This is a genomic window from Telluria sp. AZSoR62 (assembly GCF_058111565.1).
The window spans coordinates 72,852-90,618 of the sequence record NZ_JBYTST010000009.1 but is presented as its reverse complement, the minus strand read 5'-3'; the positions used below and the strand labels follow the sequence as shown (position 1 = coordinate 90,618).

The window sequence follows — 17,767 nt, the reverse complement described above, 5'->3', positions numbered from 1 at the left end:
GATGCGATCTTCCTCTCCCCTGAAGCGCGGAACGGTGCTGGTCGCGGACGACGATCCCGTCATGCGCCTCTTGATGCTCGAAATGCTGGCCCAGGTCGGGCTGGACGCGATCGAGGCGCTAGATGGCGCGGCGGCGGTCGAGCTGGCGCAAAGCCGTTCGCCCGACCTGATCCTGATGGACGTCGAGATGCCGCGCATGGACGGCTTTGCCGCCTGCGAAGCGATCCGCCGCAACGAAGCGGCCCAGGGCGGCGACGGCGCCAGCGTGCCGATCGTGATGGTCACCGGCGGCGACGACCTGGAAGCGGTCACGCGCGCCTACGAGATGGGCGCGACCGATTTCATCTCCAAGCCGATCAACTGGCCGATCCTCGGGCACCGCGTGCTCTACGTGCTGCGCGCGAGCGACGCCATCGCGCGCCTGCGCATCGCCGACGCCCAGAACCGCGCGGTGCTGGCCGCGATTCCCGACACCTTCTTCCGGCTCGACCGCGACGGTTTCTACCTCGATTACGAGCCGGGGCAGGAGCAGCCCGGCCGCGGGCGTACCGCGCCCAAGCCCCAGCCCTGCATCGGCAAGCATATCGGCGACGTGCTGCCGGCGGACATTGCCAGCCGCATGCTCGAGCAGATGCACGCCGTGCTCACCACCCAGCAGGTACGCTCGGTCGAATACGAACTGGAACATTGCGGCGAGTCCCAGCATTTCGAGGCGCGGCTGGTGGCCACCAGTACCTCGCAGGTGCTGGGCCTGGTGCGCGACATCAGCGAGCGCAAGCGCGCCGAAGAGCAGATCCGGCGCCTGGCCTATTGCGACAGCCTGACCGGCATCCCGAACCGCCAGGCCTTCCTCGAGACGCTCGAGCGCGAGCTGCAGCGCTCCAAGATCGGCAACAAGAAGTTCGCGGTGCTGTTCATGGACCTGGACGCATTCAAGCGCATCAACGACACGCTCGGTCACAATGCCGGCGACGCGCTGCTCAAGATGGTGTCCGAGCGCCTGCGCGAGACCACCCGCCCGAGCGACCTGGTCTCGCGCGGCGACGGCACGGGCGCCGGTACGGCCGACCACACCTCGAACCTGGCGCGGCTGGGCGGCGACGAATTCACCATCCTGATCCCCGACCTGGAACGGGTCGAGCATGCGCTGAACGTGGCGACCCGCGTCAAGGAAGCGATGCGGCGGCCCTTCCTCATCGAGGGCAACGAAATCTTCGTCACCGCCAGCATCGGCATCTCGCTGTTCCCGGAAGACGGCGACGACTGCGGCTCGCTGCTGAAATTTGCCGACACCGCCATGTACCACGCCAAGAACTGCGGCAAGAACAACGCCAAGTTGTACAGCTCTTCGCTGACGATGCAGATCATGAGCCACGTGAAGCTCGAAGTGGGGCTGCGCCGCGCGCTGCAGAACGACGAGCTTTACCTGGTCTACCAGCCGCAGCGCGACGTGCGCACCTCCGAGATCGTCGGTGTCGAAGCCTTGGTGCGCTGGCGCCATCCCGAGCGCGGCCTGGTGCCGCCCACCGAGTTCATCCCGCTGGCCGAGGAGACCGGCCTGATCGTGCCGATCGGCGAATGGGTGCTGCGCACCGCCTGCCGCCAGGCGCGCACCTGGCAGCGCCTGGCCCAGCGCACGCTGCGCATGGCCGTGAACCTGTCGGCGCGCCAGTTCAAGGACGAGAATTTGTCGCAGATGGTGCACTCGGCGCTGCTCGATGCGGGACTGGAACCGCGCCTGCTGGAACTGGAACTTACCGAAGGCACCCTGATGGACGACGCGCGCGCCACCATGGTCACGCTCGAGCGCCTGCGCGGGATCGGCGTCTACCTGTCGATCGACGACTTCGGCACCGGCTACTCGTCGATGAACTACCTGAAGCGCTTCGACGTGCGCGCGCTGAAGATCGACCGCAGCTTCATCAACGGCCTGCCCCAGGATTCAGAGAACGCGGCGATCACGCGCGCCATCATCGCGATGGCGCACGGGCTGAAGATGGTGGTGGTGGCCGAGGGCGTCGAGACCGGCGAGTAGCTCCTGATGCTGGAGCAGTATGGCTGCGATATGGTGCAGGGTTACTTCCTGGGGCATCCGTCGAATGCCGACGACATCACGGGGATGCTGAAGACGCCCCTCCTGCTGCCGGACCGGCTGGCGCTGCCGGCCAAATAGCTTACCGGGTGGGCGGCGCAGCCGCCCACGCTACGGCACGAGCCGCAAGGTATGGCGCGCCGCCCCCGGCAACAGCGGCACCGGCTTCCCCTGCGCCCACTCCTTGTGCCCCGCCAAAAAGAACGGCGACAGCGGATGCCCGCTCTGCCCGCCCGGCATGTTGTACAGCCCCTCCTCTTCGCGCCCCGGCGACACCGTCATGCGCTCGGACTGGCCGAAGTTCGGCCCGGCCACGCGCGGCATGTGGGCGTCTCCCGCCAGCTGGTCGGGCGGCGCCGACAGGAGCGACTTCAGGGCCGGCACCGCCATCCCGATCGGATGCCCGATCGCCGCCGTATTGCGCTTGCCCCAGGTGGCCTCGGCCAGCGGCTTGCCGTCCTTGCCCAGGTCGCGGATCACGCGGTCCACCGCCGCCAGCTCCACCGCGCGCCAGTCGGCGTAGCCCTGCGGCAGCCAGCCGGCGGGACGCGCTTCCAGCAGGCGCGCGATCACGTCCGGCCAGCGGCTCGATGCCGCGCCTGGTGTGACCGTGCGGCCAAGCGCGCGCATTTCCTTGCCGGCGCCGCCGTACAGCAGGTCGTGCAGCGCCCACATATAGCCGCGCGCCAGGCGGAAACCCACGGAATCGACGCTGGCGCGGCCGGTCCAGCTGGTTTCCAGCAGGCGGCGGAACTCGGCGCGGTCCGGATGGCCGGCCAGCGCCTTCCCGTCCAGCGCGGCCAGCGCCCGCTCGCGCCAGGGCGCCACGAACAGGGCGCGGTCGTCGAGCGCCGCGTCGAACACCTGGCGCACGCCGGTTGTCGGCCCGAGCGCGCGCAAGCCCTCGGCCAGCTGGCGGTTGCGGGCGCCGATGTCGAAGCCGCCGTCGCCGATCAGGGCCGCGCCCTCGTTCATCAACTGGCGGCTGTTGGCGGTCGAGAGCTGGCCGTCGGCGGGGTTCACCACGCGCGGGTAGCGCGCCGGCGGCAGCAAGGCAGTCCAGGTCGGGACGGGGCCATCGGCTGCCAGCGGGAAGGTGGCGTCGACCGGCGCGGTGGCGCGCTGCGGCAGCAGGCCGGCGATGGTCCAGCCGATATTGCCCGCGGCGTCGCCGGCCACGAAGTTCTGCGCCGGGATGCCGTCGGTGGCGGCGATCGCCAGCGCCTCGTCGACGCTGGCCGCGGTTTCCAGCTTGAGGTGGTTGAAGTTGAGCGCGGCCGGGTCGTGGGCGATCCAGTGCAGCGCGTACTGGCGCCCGCCCACCTCGCGGATGGGGCCGAGCGAGGTGTCGCGCACCTCGAAGCGCTCGCTTGCTGCGCCCTTCACCGCGATCGTCTCGGCATGGACGGCCGGGGTCTCCCAGCCGTTTGGCGTGCGCACCTGGCCTGGGCGCGCCGGGTCGAGGCCGAGCGCCACCAGGTCGACCAGGTCGGCATAGCTGTTGGTGAAGGACCAGGCGACCTGCCCGTTGCTGCCGACGATGATGGCCGGCGGCGCGCCCGCCAGGCTCACGCCCACGACGCGCCGCTGCCGGCCTTGCGCGTCCGGGTAGCGCAGCGCCAAGCGGTACCAGATGTTCGGCAATTGCAGCCCGAGATGCATGTCGTCGGAGACGATGGCCGCGCCGCTGGCGCTGCGGCTGCCCGCGACCGCATAGTTGTTGCTGCCGACCGAATCGACGTAGCTTGCGGACGCCAGCCGCTGGGCCGCGTCCGGCGCGGCGGCCTGTCCCCACCAGCCTGGGGCGCGCGCGGGAATCGGCTCCGGGGCCGGGGGTGCGCCGCCGTCGAGCGTGGCGTCCCAGCTGCTGGCCTCGGGCAGCAGGAAGGCCAATTGGGCCGCATCGCTGTGCTCGCGCAGCCAGCCGCGCGCCAGCTCGCGCGGCTCCTGGTTGTTCTGCAGGTCGAGGTACATCGCCCACACCACCAGCAGCGAATCGGCGGCGCTCCAGGGACGCAGCTCGGCGCCGGTCAGCGCGTATTCGAAGGGCTTGGCGCCCAGCGCCTTGACCCCGTCATTGACACCGGCGACGTAGCGCTCGAGCAAAGCACGCTCCCTCGCGGGCAGGCGCGCCAGGGCCAGCGCGGCGCGGGCGCGGAATCGGTGCAGGCGGTGGCCGCGGTCCATCGGCACGGCGCGCGGGCCGAACAGCTCGGCCAGTTCGCCCGCGGCGGTGCGGCGCAGCAGATCCATCTGGAAGAAGCGTTCCTGGGCGTGGACGAAGCCGGTGGCATAGGCCACGTCCTCACGGTTGGCGCCGCTGATCAGGGGCACGCCGGCGGCATCGCGCGCAATCGTTACCTGTGCTCCCAGGCTGGGTGCGCGGCGCTCGCCGTCGAGCTGGGCCAGACTGGCGCGCAGGTAGAGCCAGGCGCCCGCGGCCGCGAGCAGCGCGAGCAGTAGCAACCCGGCCAGGGTGCGCAGGGTCCAGGTCTTCCATCGGCGCTGACGCATGGGTGTGTCTCCTTTGTTTTTAGGGGGAATATCTTGCCAGAAAATCCCTTTGCTGGGCGGACAGACGGCGCTTGCAAGGCCGTGCACGATTGATTTACCCGCGACGGGTGGTGCTCCGCAGTTCTATACTGGCATCGCGACGCCAGGACGGCGGGCAAAGGAGGCAATCATGCGCATTTCGAGTATTCCCGTAGTGGCCTTGACGCTTGCGTTGGCGGCATGCACCACGCCGCAACAGCGTGCCGAACGCATGCAGGCGGAGATGGCCCAGATGATGGCGATTTATGGTCCGGCCTGTTCGGGCCTGGGCTATGCGCCCAACAGCGACCCGTGGCGCCAGTGCGTGCTGCAGCTCAGTACGCGCGAAGAATTGCGCCAGATCGGCAACAGTCCATCCTTCTATGGAGGCTGGGGCGCCCGTCACTGGCGTGGGGGCGGCTATTGGGGTCCGTACTGGTAAGCAGGGCCAGGGCGAAAGCGGCCTTGGTCAGGGCGGTGCGCGTCGCCGCCACCCGGCCCACGCTTGCCTGTGCGTGGCGCAGCAGGCGCGCATAGCGCAGGTCGGGCGGGTGCAGCCCCAGGCGCACCAGCGGCTGGCTGCCCAGGGCCATGGCCAGCAGGTCCGCCAGCACCGGCGAGGCCAGGCGTCCGCTGCGGTTGCGGGCCGCATACACCAGCGATGGCGACAGCACCGATGATGACCGCCCTGCCCCTGCGGCGCCGCCACGCCAATGCCGCAGCAGGTGGAAACGCCTGAAGGTCGTCGTGTAATCGAAGTCGAAACGGCCCAGGGCTTCCCAGGCCCCCTCCCCCATCAGCCAGGCCGGCGGCACGAAGCCGCGCACCGGCCAGCCGCGCTCGGCGAACCAGTCCAGTCCCATGTCGATGCGGCGCGCGGCTTCCCCTGCATCCAGGGCGGCAAACTCGCCTTCATGGGTGTAGGCGCCGCGAAAGAAGCGCTCGATCATGCCGCCTCCGCGCGGCGCCGTGTCGAGATGGGTGTAGCCGTGCAGCGCCAGCTCGTCGCCGCGCGCCAGCATTTGTTCCAGCCCCGCTTCCATGCGCGCCAGGTCGCCGCCGCCCCGGTGGTAATGCGGCACCACCAGCCAGGTCAGCGGAATGTCGGCGGCTGCGCGGATGGCGCCGGCCAGGCGGGCGCACTCCTCCCAGCTCGATGGCGCCACGTCATGGATCGACACGCACAGCGCGCGCAGGCCGGCGCCGCCCGCCGCACCCGTATGCGTGGTTGCACAGGATTGGCCGCCACCGGGCAACTTCATATGCGTGGGCGCAATCGCCTGCGGCGCCCCTGGCTCAGTCGCTGACACAGAACCGCTCCACTGCCCGCGGGGCGCCCGGGCGCGCCGCCAGCAGGCTGCCGTAGCGGTGCATCAGCTGCGGGAAGATCTGCTTCCAGTCGTAGTGCTCGTGCGCCTTGCGCCGTGCGTTGGCGCCGAGGCGCTCGCGGTCGCGGTCGCCGGCGTAGACGGCCTCGATCGCCCCGGCCAGGCTGGCGGCGTCGTTCGGGCGCGCCAGGATGCCGGTCTCGTCGTCCACCAGTTCGGCCACCCCACCCGCCTTGACCCCCACCACCGGCAAGCCGCAGGCCATGGCCTCGAGCACGATCAGGCCGAAGGTCTCGCAGTCGCCCGGATGCACCAGCAGGTCGCAGCTGGCCAGCACCCGCGCGAGCTCGCGCTGGTCGCGCTTGAAGGGCAGGATGCTCAGCTGCGGATGCGCCGGCAGCGGCGCCCCGCCCCCGACCAGCAGCAGGTGGTAGGGCTGGCCGAGCTTGCCCACTGCCTCGATCAGCAAGGGCAGCTTCTTGTCGGCGGTGAAACGGCCCGCATACACCAGCAGCCGCGTGTTCTCGGAAAGTCCCAGTTCGGCGCGCAGGGTCTCGCTGCGGCGCCTGGGATGGAAGATCGCGCTGTCGATGCCCAGCGGCTGGTGCATCGCATGGCCCACGCCCATGTCGGCCAGCTGGTGCACCATCAGGCGGCTGGGCGCGAGCACGGTATCGAATTCGCGGTACAGGTGGGCCAGGTATTTGCAGCTGCCCTGGGAAATAGCGTCGCCAAAACGGTTTTGCATCAGGCGCGGCAGGTCGGAATGGTAGAAGGCGATGGCCGGGATGCCGAGTTCCTGGCGCAGGCGCAGCGCGGCCCAGGCACTGTGGCCGGCGTCGCCCGCCTCGATCAGGTCTGGCCTGGCCGCGCGCAGGCGGCGCGCCGCGCTGGCGACCGAGACCGGCATGCGGTAGCCGTTGATGCCGGGCAGCGCCACGGCCGGCACCCGCACCAGCCTGGGCAGGCCGCTGCCATCCTCGTCTTCGTCGCAGACGTTGGGACTGAAGATGCTGTGCCGCGCCCAGCCGTAGCGCGACAGCCAGCGTGCCTTGGCATTCAGGTAGGTGCTGACGCCGCCGCCTTCGGCCGCGTAGAACATCGTGATGTCGACAAGATGCATGGTGGGTCCGCTGAAAGTGCCAAGATAGCAGCGGTCCGATGGCCAGGCTTGCGCGCACGCAGGCGCGCATTCAGGCTGCTCGCGTAGAGCAGCTGCAAGCAAGGTTCAGCGGTCCCTGCTACCGGGTCGTCATGCAGTGGATTATGCGCTGCGCCGATCGAGCATGGCGCGCGCTATCGTGCCGGCGTCGACATACTCGAGTTCGCCACCGACGGGCACGCCGCGGGCCAGGCGGCTGACCTTCAGGCCGCGCGCCTTGAGCATCTCGCTGATGTAATGGGCGGTCGCTTCGCCCTCGTTGGTGAAATTCGTGGCCAGCACCACTTCGCCCACCACGCCGTCCGTGGCGCGCCCGACCAGCTTGTCGAGGTGCAGGTCGCGCGGGCCGATGCCGTCGAGCGGCGAAAGCCGTCCCATCAGCACGAAGTAGAGGCCCTTGAAGGTCATGGTCTGCTCGATCATCAACTGGTCGGCAGGGGTTTCGACGACGCACAGCAGCGCACGGTCGCGCGCTTCGTCGGCGCACAGCTCGCACACTTCGGTGTCGGAGAAGGTATTGCACATGGCGCAGTGGTGCACTGTGTCCACTGCCTGGTAGAGCGCGCGCGACAGCATGGCCGCGCCTTCGCGGTCATGCTGCAGCAGGTGGAAAGCCATGCGCTGCGCCGACTTCGGACCGATGCCCGGCAGGCGCCGCAATGCCTCGGTCAGGAAGTCGAGCGACTTGGACATGGAGTGGTGGGTCCGCTCAGAACGGCATCTTGAAGCCCGGCGGCATCGGCATGCCGGCGGTCAGGCCGCTCATCTTCTCGCTGGAGGTTGCCTCGGCCTTGCGCACCGCATCGTTGAAGGCGGCCGCGACCAGGTCTTCCAGCATGTCGCGGTCGTCGCCCAGCAGCGACGGGTCGATGGTGACGCGCTTGACGTCGTTCTTGCAGGTCATGACGACCTTCACCAGGCCGGCGCCGGACTGGCCTTCGACTTCGATCAGGGCCAGCTGCTCCTGGGCTTTCTTCATGTTGTCCTGCATGGCCTGCGCCTGTTTCATCAAGCCTGCGAGCTGGTTTTTCATCATGGTCTGGGTCTCCAAAAAGTTCCGGATGGGTTGAATGGGGTAGATCTGGATCAGGTCAGGCTGCGGGCGCGGCCGGCTTCACCGAGCCGGGCACGACGAAGGCGCCGAAGGCCTGCTCCATGGCCTGCACGAAAGGCTCGGCGGCAACGATGGCCTCGGCCTGGCGCTGGCGCTCCTCGCGGTCGGCCTTGGCTTCGGCCGCGGCCGTGTACCAGGTCGGGCCGATTTCGGTATCGAGGGCCACGCGCACTTGCGGGAAATGTTCTTGCAGCGCGGCGGCCAGCTTCTCGCTGTTGCCGCTGGCGCGCAGGGTGTCGACCGGCACGCGCAGGCGGAAGGTCGCCGCATTGTCATGGGTGACGCATTCGATCAGTTCGGTCTGCAGCGCCAGTTGCTGCGACACGCCGCGCAGCGGCAGGCTGGCGGCCAGGGCCGGCCAGTTGCCGTCCCAGCCGATCGCCGGCACCGGCGTGATGACATAGGCGTGCGGCGGCCTGGCCGGGGCGCGCACCGGCGCGGCGGCCTGCACGGGGGCGGCGGCGACTGCCGGCGCATCGGCGGCGAGCGCCGTATCGTCGGAAAATTCGGTGACCCAGGACGGCGGCTCGTCTTCCGCGGGCGCCCCACCCATGCGCGCCTGCGGCTGCGCCGGCGCGGCTGCCTGCGGCTGGCCGCTGTCCCATGGCGGTGCGGCGCCCGGGACGGCATTCGCGGCCGGGGCTGGCGCCATGCCGGCCGACGGTCCGGGGGCCGACGGCGCGGCGGGCGCCGGCGCGGCAACAGGCGCCGGCGCTTCCGGCGCAGGACGGCGTGCGCCGCCACCGCCGCCACCCGGGCGTCCGGAGGCGGCGCGGGCCGCTTCCAGCGCCGCATTGATCGCGGCGCGGGCCGAGGTCATGGCCGGCGCCGGGCTGGCGCTCGGTGCAGGCGGCGCGGCTTGTGCTGCCGGGGCCGGGCGAACCGGCGCCGGGGCTGGCGCCGCGGGTGGCGCGAACGAAGCCGGCGCCGGCCGCGCGGGCGCTACCGCCGCATGGCTGGCCGCGGCCACGGCCGCCGCGCGCGCCGCAGGGGCTGGCGCAGCTGCGGCTACGCTGGGCGGCTCGGCGCCGCCCTGTCCGGGGCGAAAGGCAAGCATGCGCAGCAAGGTCATGGTGAAGCCCGCGTATTCGTCCGGCGCCAGGCCGATCTCGTTGCGGCCATGGACGGCGATCTGGTAGTACAGCTGCACTTCCTGCGCATCGAAGGCTTGCGCCAGGCGCAGGATGTCGCTGAGCTCCGGCAGGTCTTGCGGGACGGCCGCGGGCACCGATTGCGCCAGCGCGATCCGGTGCAGCAGGGTGCCGAGGTCTTGCAGCGCGCCGTTGTACGACAAGCTGCGGCTGGCCATCTCGTCGGCCACCGCCATCAGGTCTGCGCCGTCCTGGGCCAGCAGTGCGTCGAGCAGGCGCACCAGGTAGGACTGGTCGAGCGCGCCCAGCATGCCCTGCACGGCTTCCAGGGTCACCTGGCCGGCGGCGTAGGCAATCGCCTGGTCGGTCAGCGACAGCGCGTCGCGCATCGAGCCGTGCGCGCCTTGCGCCAGCAGGCGCAGGGCCGGCTGCTCGAAGCTCACGCCTTCCTGCCCCAGGATGTTCTCGAGGTGGCCGACGATATGGCCTGGCGGCATCTGCTTGAGGTTGAACTGCAGGCAGCGCGACAGCACCGTGACCGGGATTTTCTGCGGGTCGGTGGTAGCAAGGATAAATTTCACATGCGGCGGCGGTTCCTCGAGCGTCTTGAGCATCGAGTTGAACGCGTGGTTGGTGAGCATGTGCACCTCGTCGATCATGTAGACCTTGAAGCGTGCATTGCTCGGCGCATACACCGCCTGTTCCAGCAGCTGGGCCATCTCGTCGACGCCGCGGTTGGAGGCCGCATCCATCTCGATATAGTCCACGAAGCGCCCGGCATCGATCGCGCGGCAGGCTTCGCAGGCGCCGCAGGGCTCGGGCGTGATCCCGCCCTGCCCGTCCGGGCCTGTGCAATTGAGCGACTTGGCCAGGATGCGCGACAGCGTGGTCTTGCCGACCCCGCGCGTGCCCGTGAACAGGTAGGCGTGGTGCAGGCGGCCGGTCTGCAACGCATGGGTCAGGGCACGGACGACGTGCTCCTGGCCAACCAGCGTGTCGAAGTTCTTGGGACGGTATTTGCGGGCGAGGACTTGATAGGACATGCCGGGATTTTACCGCAGTTGGCGGCCGCCGCGGACAATCCGCGGCGTGCCCGGCAACAACATCAAGGGCGGCTCAGCGGATCGCCAGCACCGGCCGGCTGTCCAGGCCATTGAGGCGGAACACGCTGACCACCTCGGCCAGGTGGCGCGCCTGCTCTTCCAGCGAATCGGCCGAGCTGGCCGCCTGCTCGACCAGGCGCGCATTGTCGCGGGTCGAGGCATCCATCGCATTGATGGCTTCGCCAATGGCGGCGATGCCGCCGGCCTGCTCGCGGCTGGCGTTGCTGATGCCGGCGATCAGGGCCGAGACCTGGCGCACGCTGCCCACCACCTGCTCCATGGTGGCGCCGGCCTGACGCACCAGTTCGCTGCCCGCCTCGACTTCCGCCACCGACTGGCCGATCAGGGCCTTGATCTCGTGCGCCGCCGTGGCCGAGCGCTGGGCCAGGTTGCGCACTTCCCCGGCCACGACGGCAAAGCCGCGGCCCTGCTCGCCGGCGCGGGCTGCTTCCACGGCCGCGTTGAGCGCCAGGATATTGGTCTGGAAGGCAATGCCGTCGATCACGGCAATGATGTCGGCGATCTTGCGCGAGGATGCATCGACCGCTTCCATCTTGCGCACCGCCGCGGTGACGATGTCGCCGCCGCGCGCCGCGATATCGGCAGCGCTGCCGGCCAGCTCGTTGGCGGCGCTGGCGCTGTCGGCGTTCTGGCGCACGGTGCCGGTGAGTTCGGCCATCGAGCGCACGGTGGCGTGGATCGAGGACGCCTGGGCGGTCGTTCGCTGGGCCAGCTCGGCATTGCCGGCGGCGATCTGGGCCGAGGTGGCGCTGGTGCTCTGAACGCTGTGCTGCACGCTGGCCAGCGCGCCTTCGAGCAGGCGCACCACGTCGCGCAGCGCCCGGCCGCTCTGGCTGGCACCCGGCAGCTCGCCGGCGCGCAGGTCGATCTTGCCGCCCTGGTTGGCCACCGCGGCCACGCTTACCCGCAGTTCGGCCGACTGCAGCGCCTCGCGCCGCAGCACCTGGGCCAGGAAGCACAGCACCGCGCATTCGGCGCCGACATAGGCGACGTGGATCAGGACGACGCCAAAACCCGGCTCGCTCAGGCACAGGGTCGGATAGCCGAGTTCCTGCATGTAGCTGAAGCTGGCGTGGTGCAGCGCCACCACCCCGGCCGCCGCGACGATCACGGCCCAGTCGCGGTAGCACAACAGGAAGGCGAGCAGCACGAAAATGCCGAAATGCAGCTCGGTACGGGCGCCGGCCTGGTGGATGTGCAGGGCGCAGAACACCATCATGGACATCGCCACCAGGATGCGCGAGACGCGGCTGCCGCCATGGACGACCGCGGCCAGGGTCGGAATGAGTGCGGCCGGCAAGCCGACCACGAGCGCGAGCTGCAGGCTGTCGCGCATGCCGGACAGGCCCAGGGCCATGACGAACAGTCCCCAGAGGATCGCGCACATGAAGCGGTCTGCCTGCCGATAGCTGGCCTCCAGTACGCCATTGACACTCTGCTTTTCCACGCCTGTCTCCAGTTGATATATGCAAGGATGCACATTCAATCAGAAAACAAACTTGCCGACAGGAAATTCGATGAAATCGCCGATGCAACAGCGGTTCATGTGCCGCAATGGCAACGCGAGCAATCGATAGGCAGCTGAAATGCAAAAAGCCGCTTGCGCGGCTGGATGTCTATACGGGGAAAGATGAAAGAGGCGAGCCTGATCTGCGGCACTTGCGGTGAACGGCTTTGGCTGCTTCGTTCCCGACCTGACCAGGTTAACCATGCCACAATGCGCAGGGGCCCGCCAGCGGCCATTATACCGCACGGCGGCAAGAATGGGGACATGCCTTTGCAGGGCGGCCGGCGTCGCCGGCCACCCCATATCAAATCCCCAGTTCCCCCCACAACCCATCGATGCGCGCCTTCACCTCCGGCGTCATCACGATCGGCGTGCCCCACTCGCGGTTGGTCTCGCCCGGCCACTTGTTGGTGGCGTCGATGCCCATCTTGCTGCCCAGGCCGCTGATCGGCGAAGCGAAGTCGAGGTAGTCGATCGGGGTATTGTCGACCATGACCGTGTCGCGGGTCGGGTCGACCCGGGTCGTGATCGCCCAGATCACTTCCTTCCAGTCGCGCACGTCCACGTCCTCGTCGACCACGACGATGAACTTCGTATACATGAACTGGCGCAGGAAACTCCAGACCCCGAACATCACGCGCTTGGCATGGCCGGCGTACTGCTTCTTCATCTGCACCACCGCCATGCGGTAGCTGCAGCCTTCCGGCGGCAAATAGAAATCGGTGATCTCGCTGAACTGCTTCTGCAGCAGCGGGATGAAGACTTCGTTCAGCGCCACGCCCAGCACGGCCGGCTCATCCGGCGGCTTGCCGGTGTAAGTAGAGTGGTAGATCGGGTCGCGCCGCATGGTGATGCGGTCGACCGTGAACACCGGGAAGCTGTCCTGCTCGTTGTAGTAACCGGTATGGTCGCCGTAGGGGCCTTCCAGTGCGTGCTCGAAGCCGGAGGGGTGGTTCGCATCCGGATAGATATGCCCTTCCAGCACGATCTCGGCGGAGGCAGGCACCCGCAGCTCGCTGCCGATGGCTTTGGTGAGCACCGTGCGCTGGCCGCGCAGCAGGCCGGCGAACTGGTATTCGGACAAGGAGTCCGGCACCGGCGTGACCGCGCCCAGGATGGTGGCCGGATCGGCGCCCAGGGCGACCGCCACCGGATAAGGCTGGCCCGGGTTGGCCAGCGCATGCTCGCGGAAGTCGAGGGCGCCGCCGCGGTGGGCCAGCCAGCGCATGATCAGCTTGTTCGGCCCGAGCACCTGCTGGCGGTAGATGCCCAGGTTCTGGCGCTTCTTGTGCGGCCCCTTGGTGATCACCAGGCCCCAGGTGATGAGGGGGGCGACGTCGCCCGGCCAGCAGTGCTGGATCGGCAATCTGCCCAGGTCCACGTCCTGCCCTTCCCAGACGATCTCCTGGCAGGGCGCGCCGCGCACTTCTTTTGGGGCCATGTCCCATACGGCCTTGACGAGCGAACCCATGCCCATGATGTCCTTGAATCCCTTGGGAGGCTCCGGTTCCTTCAGGCGCGCCAGCACGTGGCCGATCTTGCGCAGTTCGCTGACGTCGTCCGCGCCCATTCCCAGCGCCACCCGGCCGGGCGTGCCGAACAGGTTGCCCAGTACGGGAATCGTGTGCCCGGTCGGTTTTTCGAACAGCAGCGCAGGCCCGCCGGCGCGCAAGGTGCGGTCGCAGACCTCGGTCATCTCGAGATGGGGCGATACCGAAATGCCAACACGCTTGAGCTCGCCCATTTTCTCGAGCTGAGCCATAAAGTCCCGCAAATCTGAATATTTCATCAAGTTTTGATCGTTATCTCGACCGTAGAAGGTTGTTCAAGGCACCATCACAAGTGACTGATTTGACAAGCCTTTTCAAAATTTCGGCCAGGCAATCAGATCTAAAAGTAATAAGAGCGGATCGTGCTAGGGTTGACTTGGTATAAGCCAGCCCCTACAATCCGTCCTACTTGATGAGGCAGGCAAAACGTTTCGACATGATTTTAGCTTGTTCTCATGCATTCACGGGGTCGGGGCCCCACATGACATTTTAAGGAGTGTTCTCACTGGGCGTCTGCCCAACCCCCGAGACAGTTGTTGAGCCACTGGATCCGCCACCCCCACTGGGCCTGGCGGCCAGCTGAAGCAAAGCAATGACGGCGTTAGTCGGCCGCTAGGCGGCGACCTACGATATTTCTGATGCACGGCGATCAGTCCAGACACAGCGCAAATTTTCCATGTGCGCCGTGACGGGAATCTTTTTGCCGCGACAAGGGGAATTCGATGATCCATCGTTTCATCACGAGCGCAAGGCTCGTGCAATCCATGGCCAACCAGCCGGTGAGCTGGTCTTCCATGGGCAAGGCAGTACGCGGCGCAGCAAATGCCGCACGTAACACCCTGACCGTCTTCGGTCTCTCGGCAATCGCGATGCTCGCGCTGCTCTATACCAACGAAGGCGTGGCCAAGCGCGTCTCGGACGTGCTGGATCCCCAGCCTGAAATCGTTGCCGTCGCCGCTGCCGCGCCGGTCGCACCCGTCGTCGCCGAAGTGGCGGTCGAAGAACCTGCCCCGGCCGGCGCCTACAACGCGGCCCGCAACAGCAAGCAGCAGCAATTCGTCACCTCCTGGCTGAGCAAGCGCTACCGTGTTGCCAGCGATGCCGCCAACATGCTGGTCTCGACGGCCTACAGCACGGCGCACGACGTCAAGATCGACCCGCTCCTGATCCTGGCAGTCATGGCGATCGAATCGGGCCTGAACCCGTTCGCGGAGAGCCAGGCAGGCGCCAAGGGCTTGATGCAGGTCATGGCCAAGGTCCACCACGACAAGTTCGAGCAGGTGGGCGGCCAGAAGGCAGCCCTGGACCCCGCCGCCAACATCCGCGTCGGCGCCCTGATCCTGAAGGATTACGTCAAGCGCACCGGTTCGGTCGAAGGCGGCCTCAAGACCTATGTCGGCGCCGCCGACATGGAGACCGACCAGGGCTACGGCTCCAAGGTGCTGGCCGAATACCACCGCCTCAAGCAAGTGGCGCGCGGCCAGAACGTGCCGACCCGCACCCCGCCGTCGCTGCCTGCGCCGATCATGGTGAAGCAGGCCCCGGCCGCCGCTCCGACGGCTGCTCCAGTGGAAGCGCCTGCCGCGGCGCCTGCCGCGGCCGAGAGCCACACGGCGGAGACGCTGGCGACGCTGTAAGACGTGTTGATGGATGAATGAAAAACCACCGTTGCTGCGGTGGTTTTTTTTCGCCGGTCGAAACCCGGGCGTCGTCGCTACCCCGTAGGGTGCGCAGATTCTGCCCACGCGGTCAACGACGATGTGCGCCGATTCACAAGACAACAAAAAAGCCACCGGACATCGTCACGGTGGCTTTTTTAAGACCCTCTACTATATATAGAGGAAAGTAACGTCAGCGGCGCGTATCGCCACCCACCTCATCCGGCCGCATGCTCGAGGCCAGCTTGTCCAGCACGCCATTGACATACTTGTGGCCGTCGATGCCGCCGAAGGACTTGGTCAGCTCGACCGCTTCGTTGATCACGACGCGGTACGGGATTTCCGGGTGGTTCTTCAGCTCGTAGGCGCCCAGCAGCAGGACGCCGTGCTCGATCGGCGACAGGTCGGCGACATTGCGGTCGATCAGCGGGGAGATCGATTCGCGCAGCTCGACCGAGGTGCTGATGGCGCCGTTGAGCAGGTCGGCAAAATACTCGCCGTCCGCCTTTTCGAAGCCATGCGCGCCGCGGATGTTGGTGACGATGGTGCGCGCCGCTTCGTTGTTGAGCAGCCACTGGTACAGCCCCTGCAGCGCGAACTCGCGCGCGCGGTGGCGCGGGGTGCGGTTCTTGCTCGGGTTGGCGTGCAAAGTCTTGTCGTTCATGTGCGTGTTTCCTTATTCTTCTTCGGCCTGCAGCTCTTCCAGCGCAAACAGCAGGTTCGCCATCTCGACCGCCGCGCGCGCCGCTTCCAGGCCCTTTTCAGCCATGCGGGCCTCGGCCTGCTCGTCGTTCTCGGTGGTGAGCACGGCATTGGCGACGGGGATGCCGTAGTCCAGGCCGATGCGGGTGATGCCGGCGCCCGACTCGTTCGAGACCAGCTCGAAGTGGTAGGTCTCGCCGCGGATCACGGCGCCCAGGGCGACCAGGGCGTCGAACTGCTGGGTCTCGGCCATCTTCTGCAGCGCCAGCGGGATTTCCAGCGCGCCCGGCACGGTGATGTGAAGGATGTCTTCGTCCGCCACGCCCAGGCGCTTGAGCTCGGCCAGGCAGGACGACAGCAGGCCGTGGCCCACGTCGGCGTTGAAACGCGCCTGCACGATGCCGATGCGCAGGCCTTCACCTGCCATATTGCTTTCAAAAGTTCCTACCGTCATGGCTGACCTCTTCTCTTTATGTATTGGTTCTATATTAGTGTGTGTTCGGATCGGGCGTCGCGTACCGCGGCGCCTTAACCGGCCGGCTGCGGCAGGTAGCCCGTCACTTCCAGGTCGAAGCCCGTCATCGACGGCATCTTGCGCGGATTGGCCAGCAGCTGCATCTTGCCCACGCCAAGGTTGCGCAGGATCTGCGCGCCGATGCCGTAGGTGCGCAGATCCATCGAGGCGGCGCGGGCGCTCTTCAAGCTGGCGTCGCGCGGGGCGAACTGCGCGAACAGTTCGTCGGCGGTCTCGCCGGCATTGAGCAGCACGATCACGCCGCAGTCGCTGCCCTGGACCGCCTTCATGGCCGAGGCCAGGTCCCAGGAGTGCGTCGAGGCGCAATTGCCCAGCACGTCGAGGATCGACACCGGCTGGTGCACGCGCACCAGGGCTTCGCGTTCGGGCGCCAGCTCGCCGTGCACCAGCGCCAGGTGGGCCGCGCCGCTCGGCTTGTCGCGGAAGGCAACCAGCTTGAACTCGCCGTAAGGCGTGGAAAGCGGACGCTCGGCCACGCGCTCGACCAGGCTTTCGTTCTGGCTGCGGTAATGGATCAGGTCGGCGATGGTGCCGATCTTGAGATTGTGTTCCTTGGCGAACTCGATCAGGTCCGGCAGGCGCGCCATGGTGCCGTCTTCCTTGATGATCTCGCAGATCACCGAGGCCGGGTGAAGTCCGGCCATCGCGGTCAGGTCGCAGCCGGCTTCGGTGTGGCCGGCGCGCATCAGGACGCCGCCGTTCTGGGCGCGCAGCGGGAAGATGTGGCCGGGCTGCACCAGGTCGTCCGGGGTCGTGCCCTTGTTCACGGCCACCTGGATGGTGCGCGCGCGGTCGGCCGCCGAGATGCCGGTGGTCACGCCCTCGGCCGCTTCAATCGAGACCGTGAAATTGGTGCCGAAGGAGGTGCCGTTTTTCGAGGTCATCATCGGCAGCGCCAGCTCGTCGCAGCGCGCTTCGGTCAGGGTCAGGCAGACCAGGCCGCGTGCGTGGCGGATCATGAAATTGATCGCTTCCGGGGTGACGAAGTCGGCGGCAAGCACCAGGTCGCCTTCGTTCTCGCGATCTTCTTCGTCGACGAGAATGACCATGCGCCCGGCGCGCAATTCGGCAACGATTTCTTCGGTGCTGGAAATAGACATGCGGATTCCTTGAAACGGGAGGAGTTTTGCGTAATCCGTTATTTTAAAGGATTTACCGCCTTTCAACCTGACTCCCTCAGCCGGTCCGGCTTACAGCCCGGCGCTGCGATATCGTCAATCATTGTTGCCGAATAGCAACGTGCAATAATTTGTGTACATGTGTAGAAACTAAATTGTTAAGCTTCACATTCCTGCACGCAACAAGACGGCATGTCCACGCTTGACTAGATTATGATTAACACATTGCGGCCATTGATGTCGCCGAGGGTTGT

At 67.4% G+C, this 17,767-nt stretch carries 12 protein-coding genes, 1 other RNA gene and 1 pseudogene; 2 read left to right on the top strand and 12 right to left on the bottom strand.

Annotated elements, in window-relative coordinates; genetic code table 11:
* The first annotated feature begins 1 nt into the window (after nt 1).
* Nucleotides 2-2,173: pseudogene (locus AC3XQU_RS15115) on the top strand (putative bifunctional diguanylate cyclase/phosphodiesterase).
* A 30-nt stretch (nt 2,174-2,203) separates the two neighbouring features.
* On the opposite strand, the gene AC3XQU_RS15110 reads toward AC3XQU_RS15115, so the two are convergent.
* The 9 genes from AC3XQU_RS15110 to ubiD form a co-directional block, all read right to left on the bottom strand.
* Nucleotides 2,204-4,606, bottom strand: a complete 2,403-nt coding sequence (locus AC3XQU_RS15110) for a penicillin acylase family protein (RefSeq protein WP_489874985.1) — start codon at nt 4,604-4,606, stop codon at nt 2,204-2,206.
* Nucleotides 4,607-4,959: 353 nt separating this feature from the next.
* Nucleotides 4,960-5,886 carry a DUF2334 domain-containing protein gene (locus AC3XQU_RS15105; RefSeq protein WP_489874984.1) on the bottom strand — a complete coding sequence of 309 codons (927 nt, stop codon included), beginning with the start codon at nt 5,884-5,886 and terminating at the stop codon, nt 4,960-4,962.
* A 34-nt stretch (nt 5,887-5,920) separates the two neighbouring features.
* A complete protein-coding gene (locus AC3XQU_RS15100) occupies nt 5,921-7,075 on the bottom strand; it encodes a glycosyltransferase family 4 protein (protein ID WP_489874983.1) in 1,155 nt (384 codons plus the stop codon).
* 141 nt (nt 7,076-7,216) lie between these two features.
* Complete coding sequence (gene recR / locus AC3XQU_RS15095; RefSeq protein WP_489874982.1) at nt 7,217-7,807, bottom strand: recombination mediator RecR; 591 nt, start codon at nt 7,805-7,807, stop codon at nt 7,217-7,219.
* 16 nt (nt 7,808-7,823) lie between these two features.
* A complete protein-coding gene (locus AC3XQU_RS15090) occupies nt 7,824-8,150 on the bottom strand; it encodes a YbaB/EbfC family nucleoid-associated protein (RefSeq protein ID WP_489874981.1) in 327 nt (108 codons plus the stop codon).
* 55 nt (nt 8,151-8,205) lie between these two features.
* On the bottom strand, nt 8,206-10,362 hold the full coding sequence (locus AC3XQU_RS15085) for a DNA polymerase III subunit gamma/tau (RefSeq protein WP_489874980.1): 2,157 nt from the start codon (nt 10,360-10,362) through the stop codon (nt 8,206-8,208).
* A 73-nt stretch (nt 10,363-10,435) separates the two neighbouring features.
* On the bottom strand, nt 10,436-11,890 hold the full coding sequence (locus tag AC3XQU_RS15080; protein WP_489874979.1) for a methyl-accepting chemotaxis protein: 1,455 nt from the start codon (nt 11,888-11,890) through the stop codon (nt 10,436-10,438).
* Nucleotides 11,891-12,078: 188 nt separating this feature from the next.
* An RNA gene (gene ffs / locus AC3XQU_RS15075) (signal recognition particle sRNA small type) lies at nt 12,079-12,177 on the bottom strand.
* Between the two features lie 77 nt (nt 12,178-12,254).
* Nucleotides 12,255-13,739, bottom strand: coding sequence for a 4-hydroxy-3-polyprenylbenzoate decarboxylase (gene ubiD, locus AC3XQU_RS15070; protein ID WP_489874978.1), 1,485 nt, complete (start codon nt 13,737-13,739; stop codon nt 12,255-12,257).
* Between the two features lie 483 nt (nt 13,740-14,222).
* Between ubiD and AC3XQU_RS15065 the strand changes: the two genes are divergently transcribed.
* Nucleotides 14,223-15,137, top strand: a complete 915-nt coding sequence (locus tag AC3XQU_RS15065; RefSeq protein WP_489874977.1) for a transglycosylase SLT domain-containing protein — start codon at nt 14,223-14,225, stop codon at nt 15,135-15,137.
* A 214-nt stretch (nt 15,138-15,351) separates the two neighbouring features.
* Here the strand turns inward: AC3XQU_RS15065 and nusB are convergent, their stop codons facing one another.
* The 3 genes from nusB to ribBA form a co-directional block, all read right to left on the bottom strand.
* Nucleotides 15,352-15,822, bottom strand: coding sequence for a transcription antitermination factor NusB (gene nusB / locus AC3XQU_RS15060; protein ID WP_489874976.1), 471 nt, complete (start codon nt 15,820-15,822; stop codon nt 15,352-15,354).
* A 12-nt stretch (nt 15,823-15,834) separates the two neighbouring features.
* Complete coding sequence (gene ribH, locus AC3XQU_RS15055) at nt 15,835-16,314, bottom strand: 6,7-dimethyl-8-ribityllumazine synthase (RefSeq protein WP_171084426.1); 480 nt, start codon at nt 16,312-16,314, stop codon at nt 15,835-15,837.
* A 74-nt stretch (nt 16,315-16,388) separates the two neighbouring features.
* Nucleotides 16,389-17,495, bottom strand: a complete 1,107-nt coding sequence (gene ribBA, locus AC3XQU_RS15050) for a bifunctional 3,4-dihydroxy-2-butanone-4-phosphate synthase/GTP cyclohydrolase II (RefSeq protein ID WP_489874975.1) — start codon at nt 17,493-17,495, stop codon at nt 16,389-16,391.
* Nucleotides 17,496-17,767: the final 272 nt, after the last annotated feature.

Excerpts from the sequence above, each read along its gene's own strand:
- AC3XQU_RS15110 (WP_489874985.1), bottom strand. The coding sequence starts at position 4,606 with ATGCGTCAGCGCCGATGGAAGACCTGGACCCTGCGCACCCTGGCCGGG.
- AC3XQU_RS15105 (WP_489874984.1), bottom strand. The coding sequence starts at position 5,886 with ATGAAGTTGCCCGGTGGCGGCCAATCCTGTGCAACCACGCATACGGGT.
- AC3XQU_RS15100 (WP_489874983.1), bottom strand. The coding sequence starts at position 7,075 with ATGCATCTTGTCGACATCACGATGTTCTACGCGGCCGAAGGCGGCGGC.
- recR (WP_489874982.1), bottom strand. The coding sequence starts at position 7,807 with ATGTCCAAGTCGCTCGACTTCCTGACCGAGGCATTGCGGCGCCTGCCG.
- AC3XQU_RS15090 (WP_489874981.1), bottom strand. The coding sequence starts at position 8,150 with ATGATGAAAAACCAGCTCGCAGGCTTGATGAAACAGGCGCAGGCCATG.
- AC3XQU_RS15085 (WP_489874980.1), bottom strand. The coding sequence starts at position 10,362 with ATGTCCTATCAAGTCCTCGCCCGCAAATACCGTCCCAAGAACTTCGAC.
- ubiD (WP_489874978.1), bottom strand. The coding sequence starts at position 13,739 with ATGAAATATTCAGATTTGCGGGACTTTATGGCTCAGCTCGAGAAAATG.
- AC3XQU_RS15065 (WP_489874977.1), top strand. The coding sequence starts at position 14,223 with ATGATCCATCGTTTCATCACGAGCGCAAGGCTCGTGCAATCCATGGCC.
- nusB (WP_489874976.1), bottom strand. The coding sequence starts at position 15,822 with ATGAACGACAAGACTTTGCACGCCAACCCGAGCAAGAACCGCACCCCG.
- ribH (WP_171084426.1), bottom strand. The coding sequence starts at position 16,314 with ATGACGGTAGGAACTTTTGAAAGCAATATGGCAGGTGAAGGCCTGCGC.
- ribBA (WP_489874975.1), bottom strand. The coding sequence starts at position 17,495 with ATGTCTATTTCCAGCACCGAAGAAATCGTTGCCGAATTGCGCGCCGGG.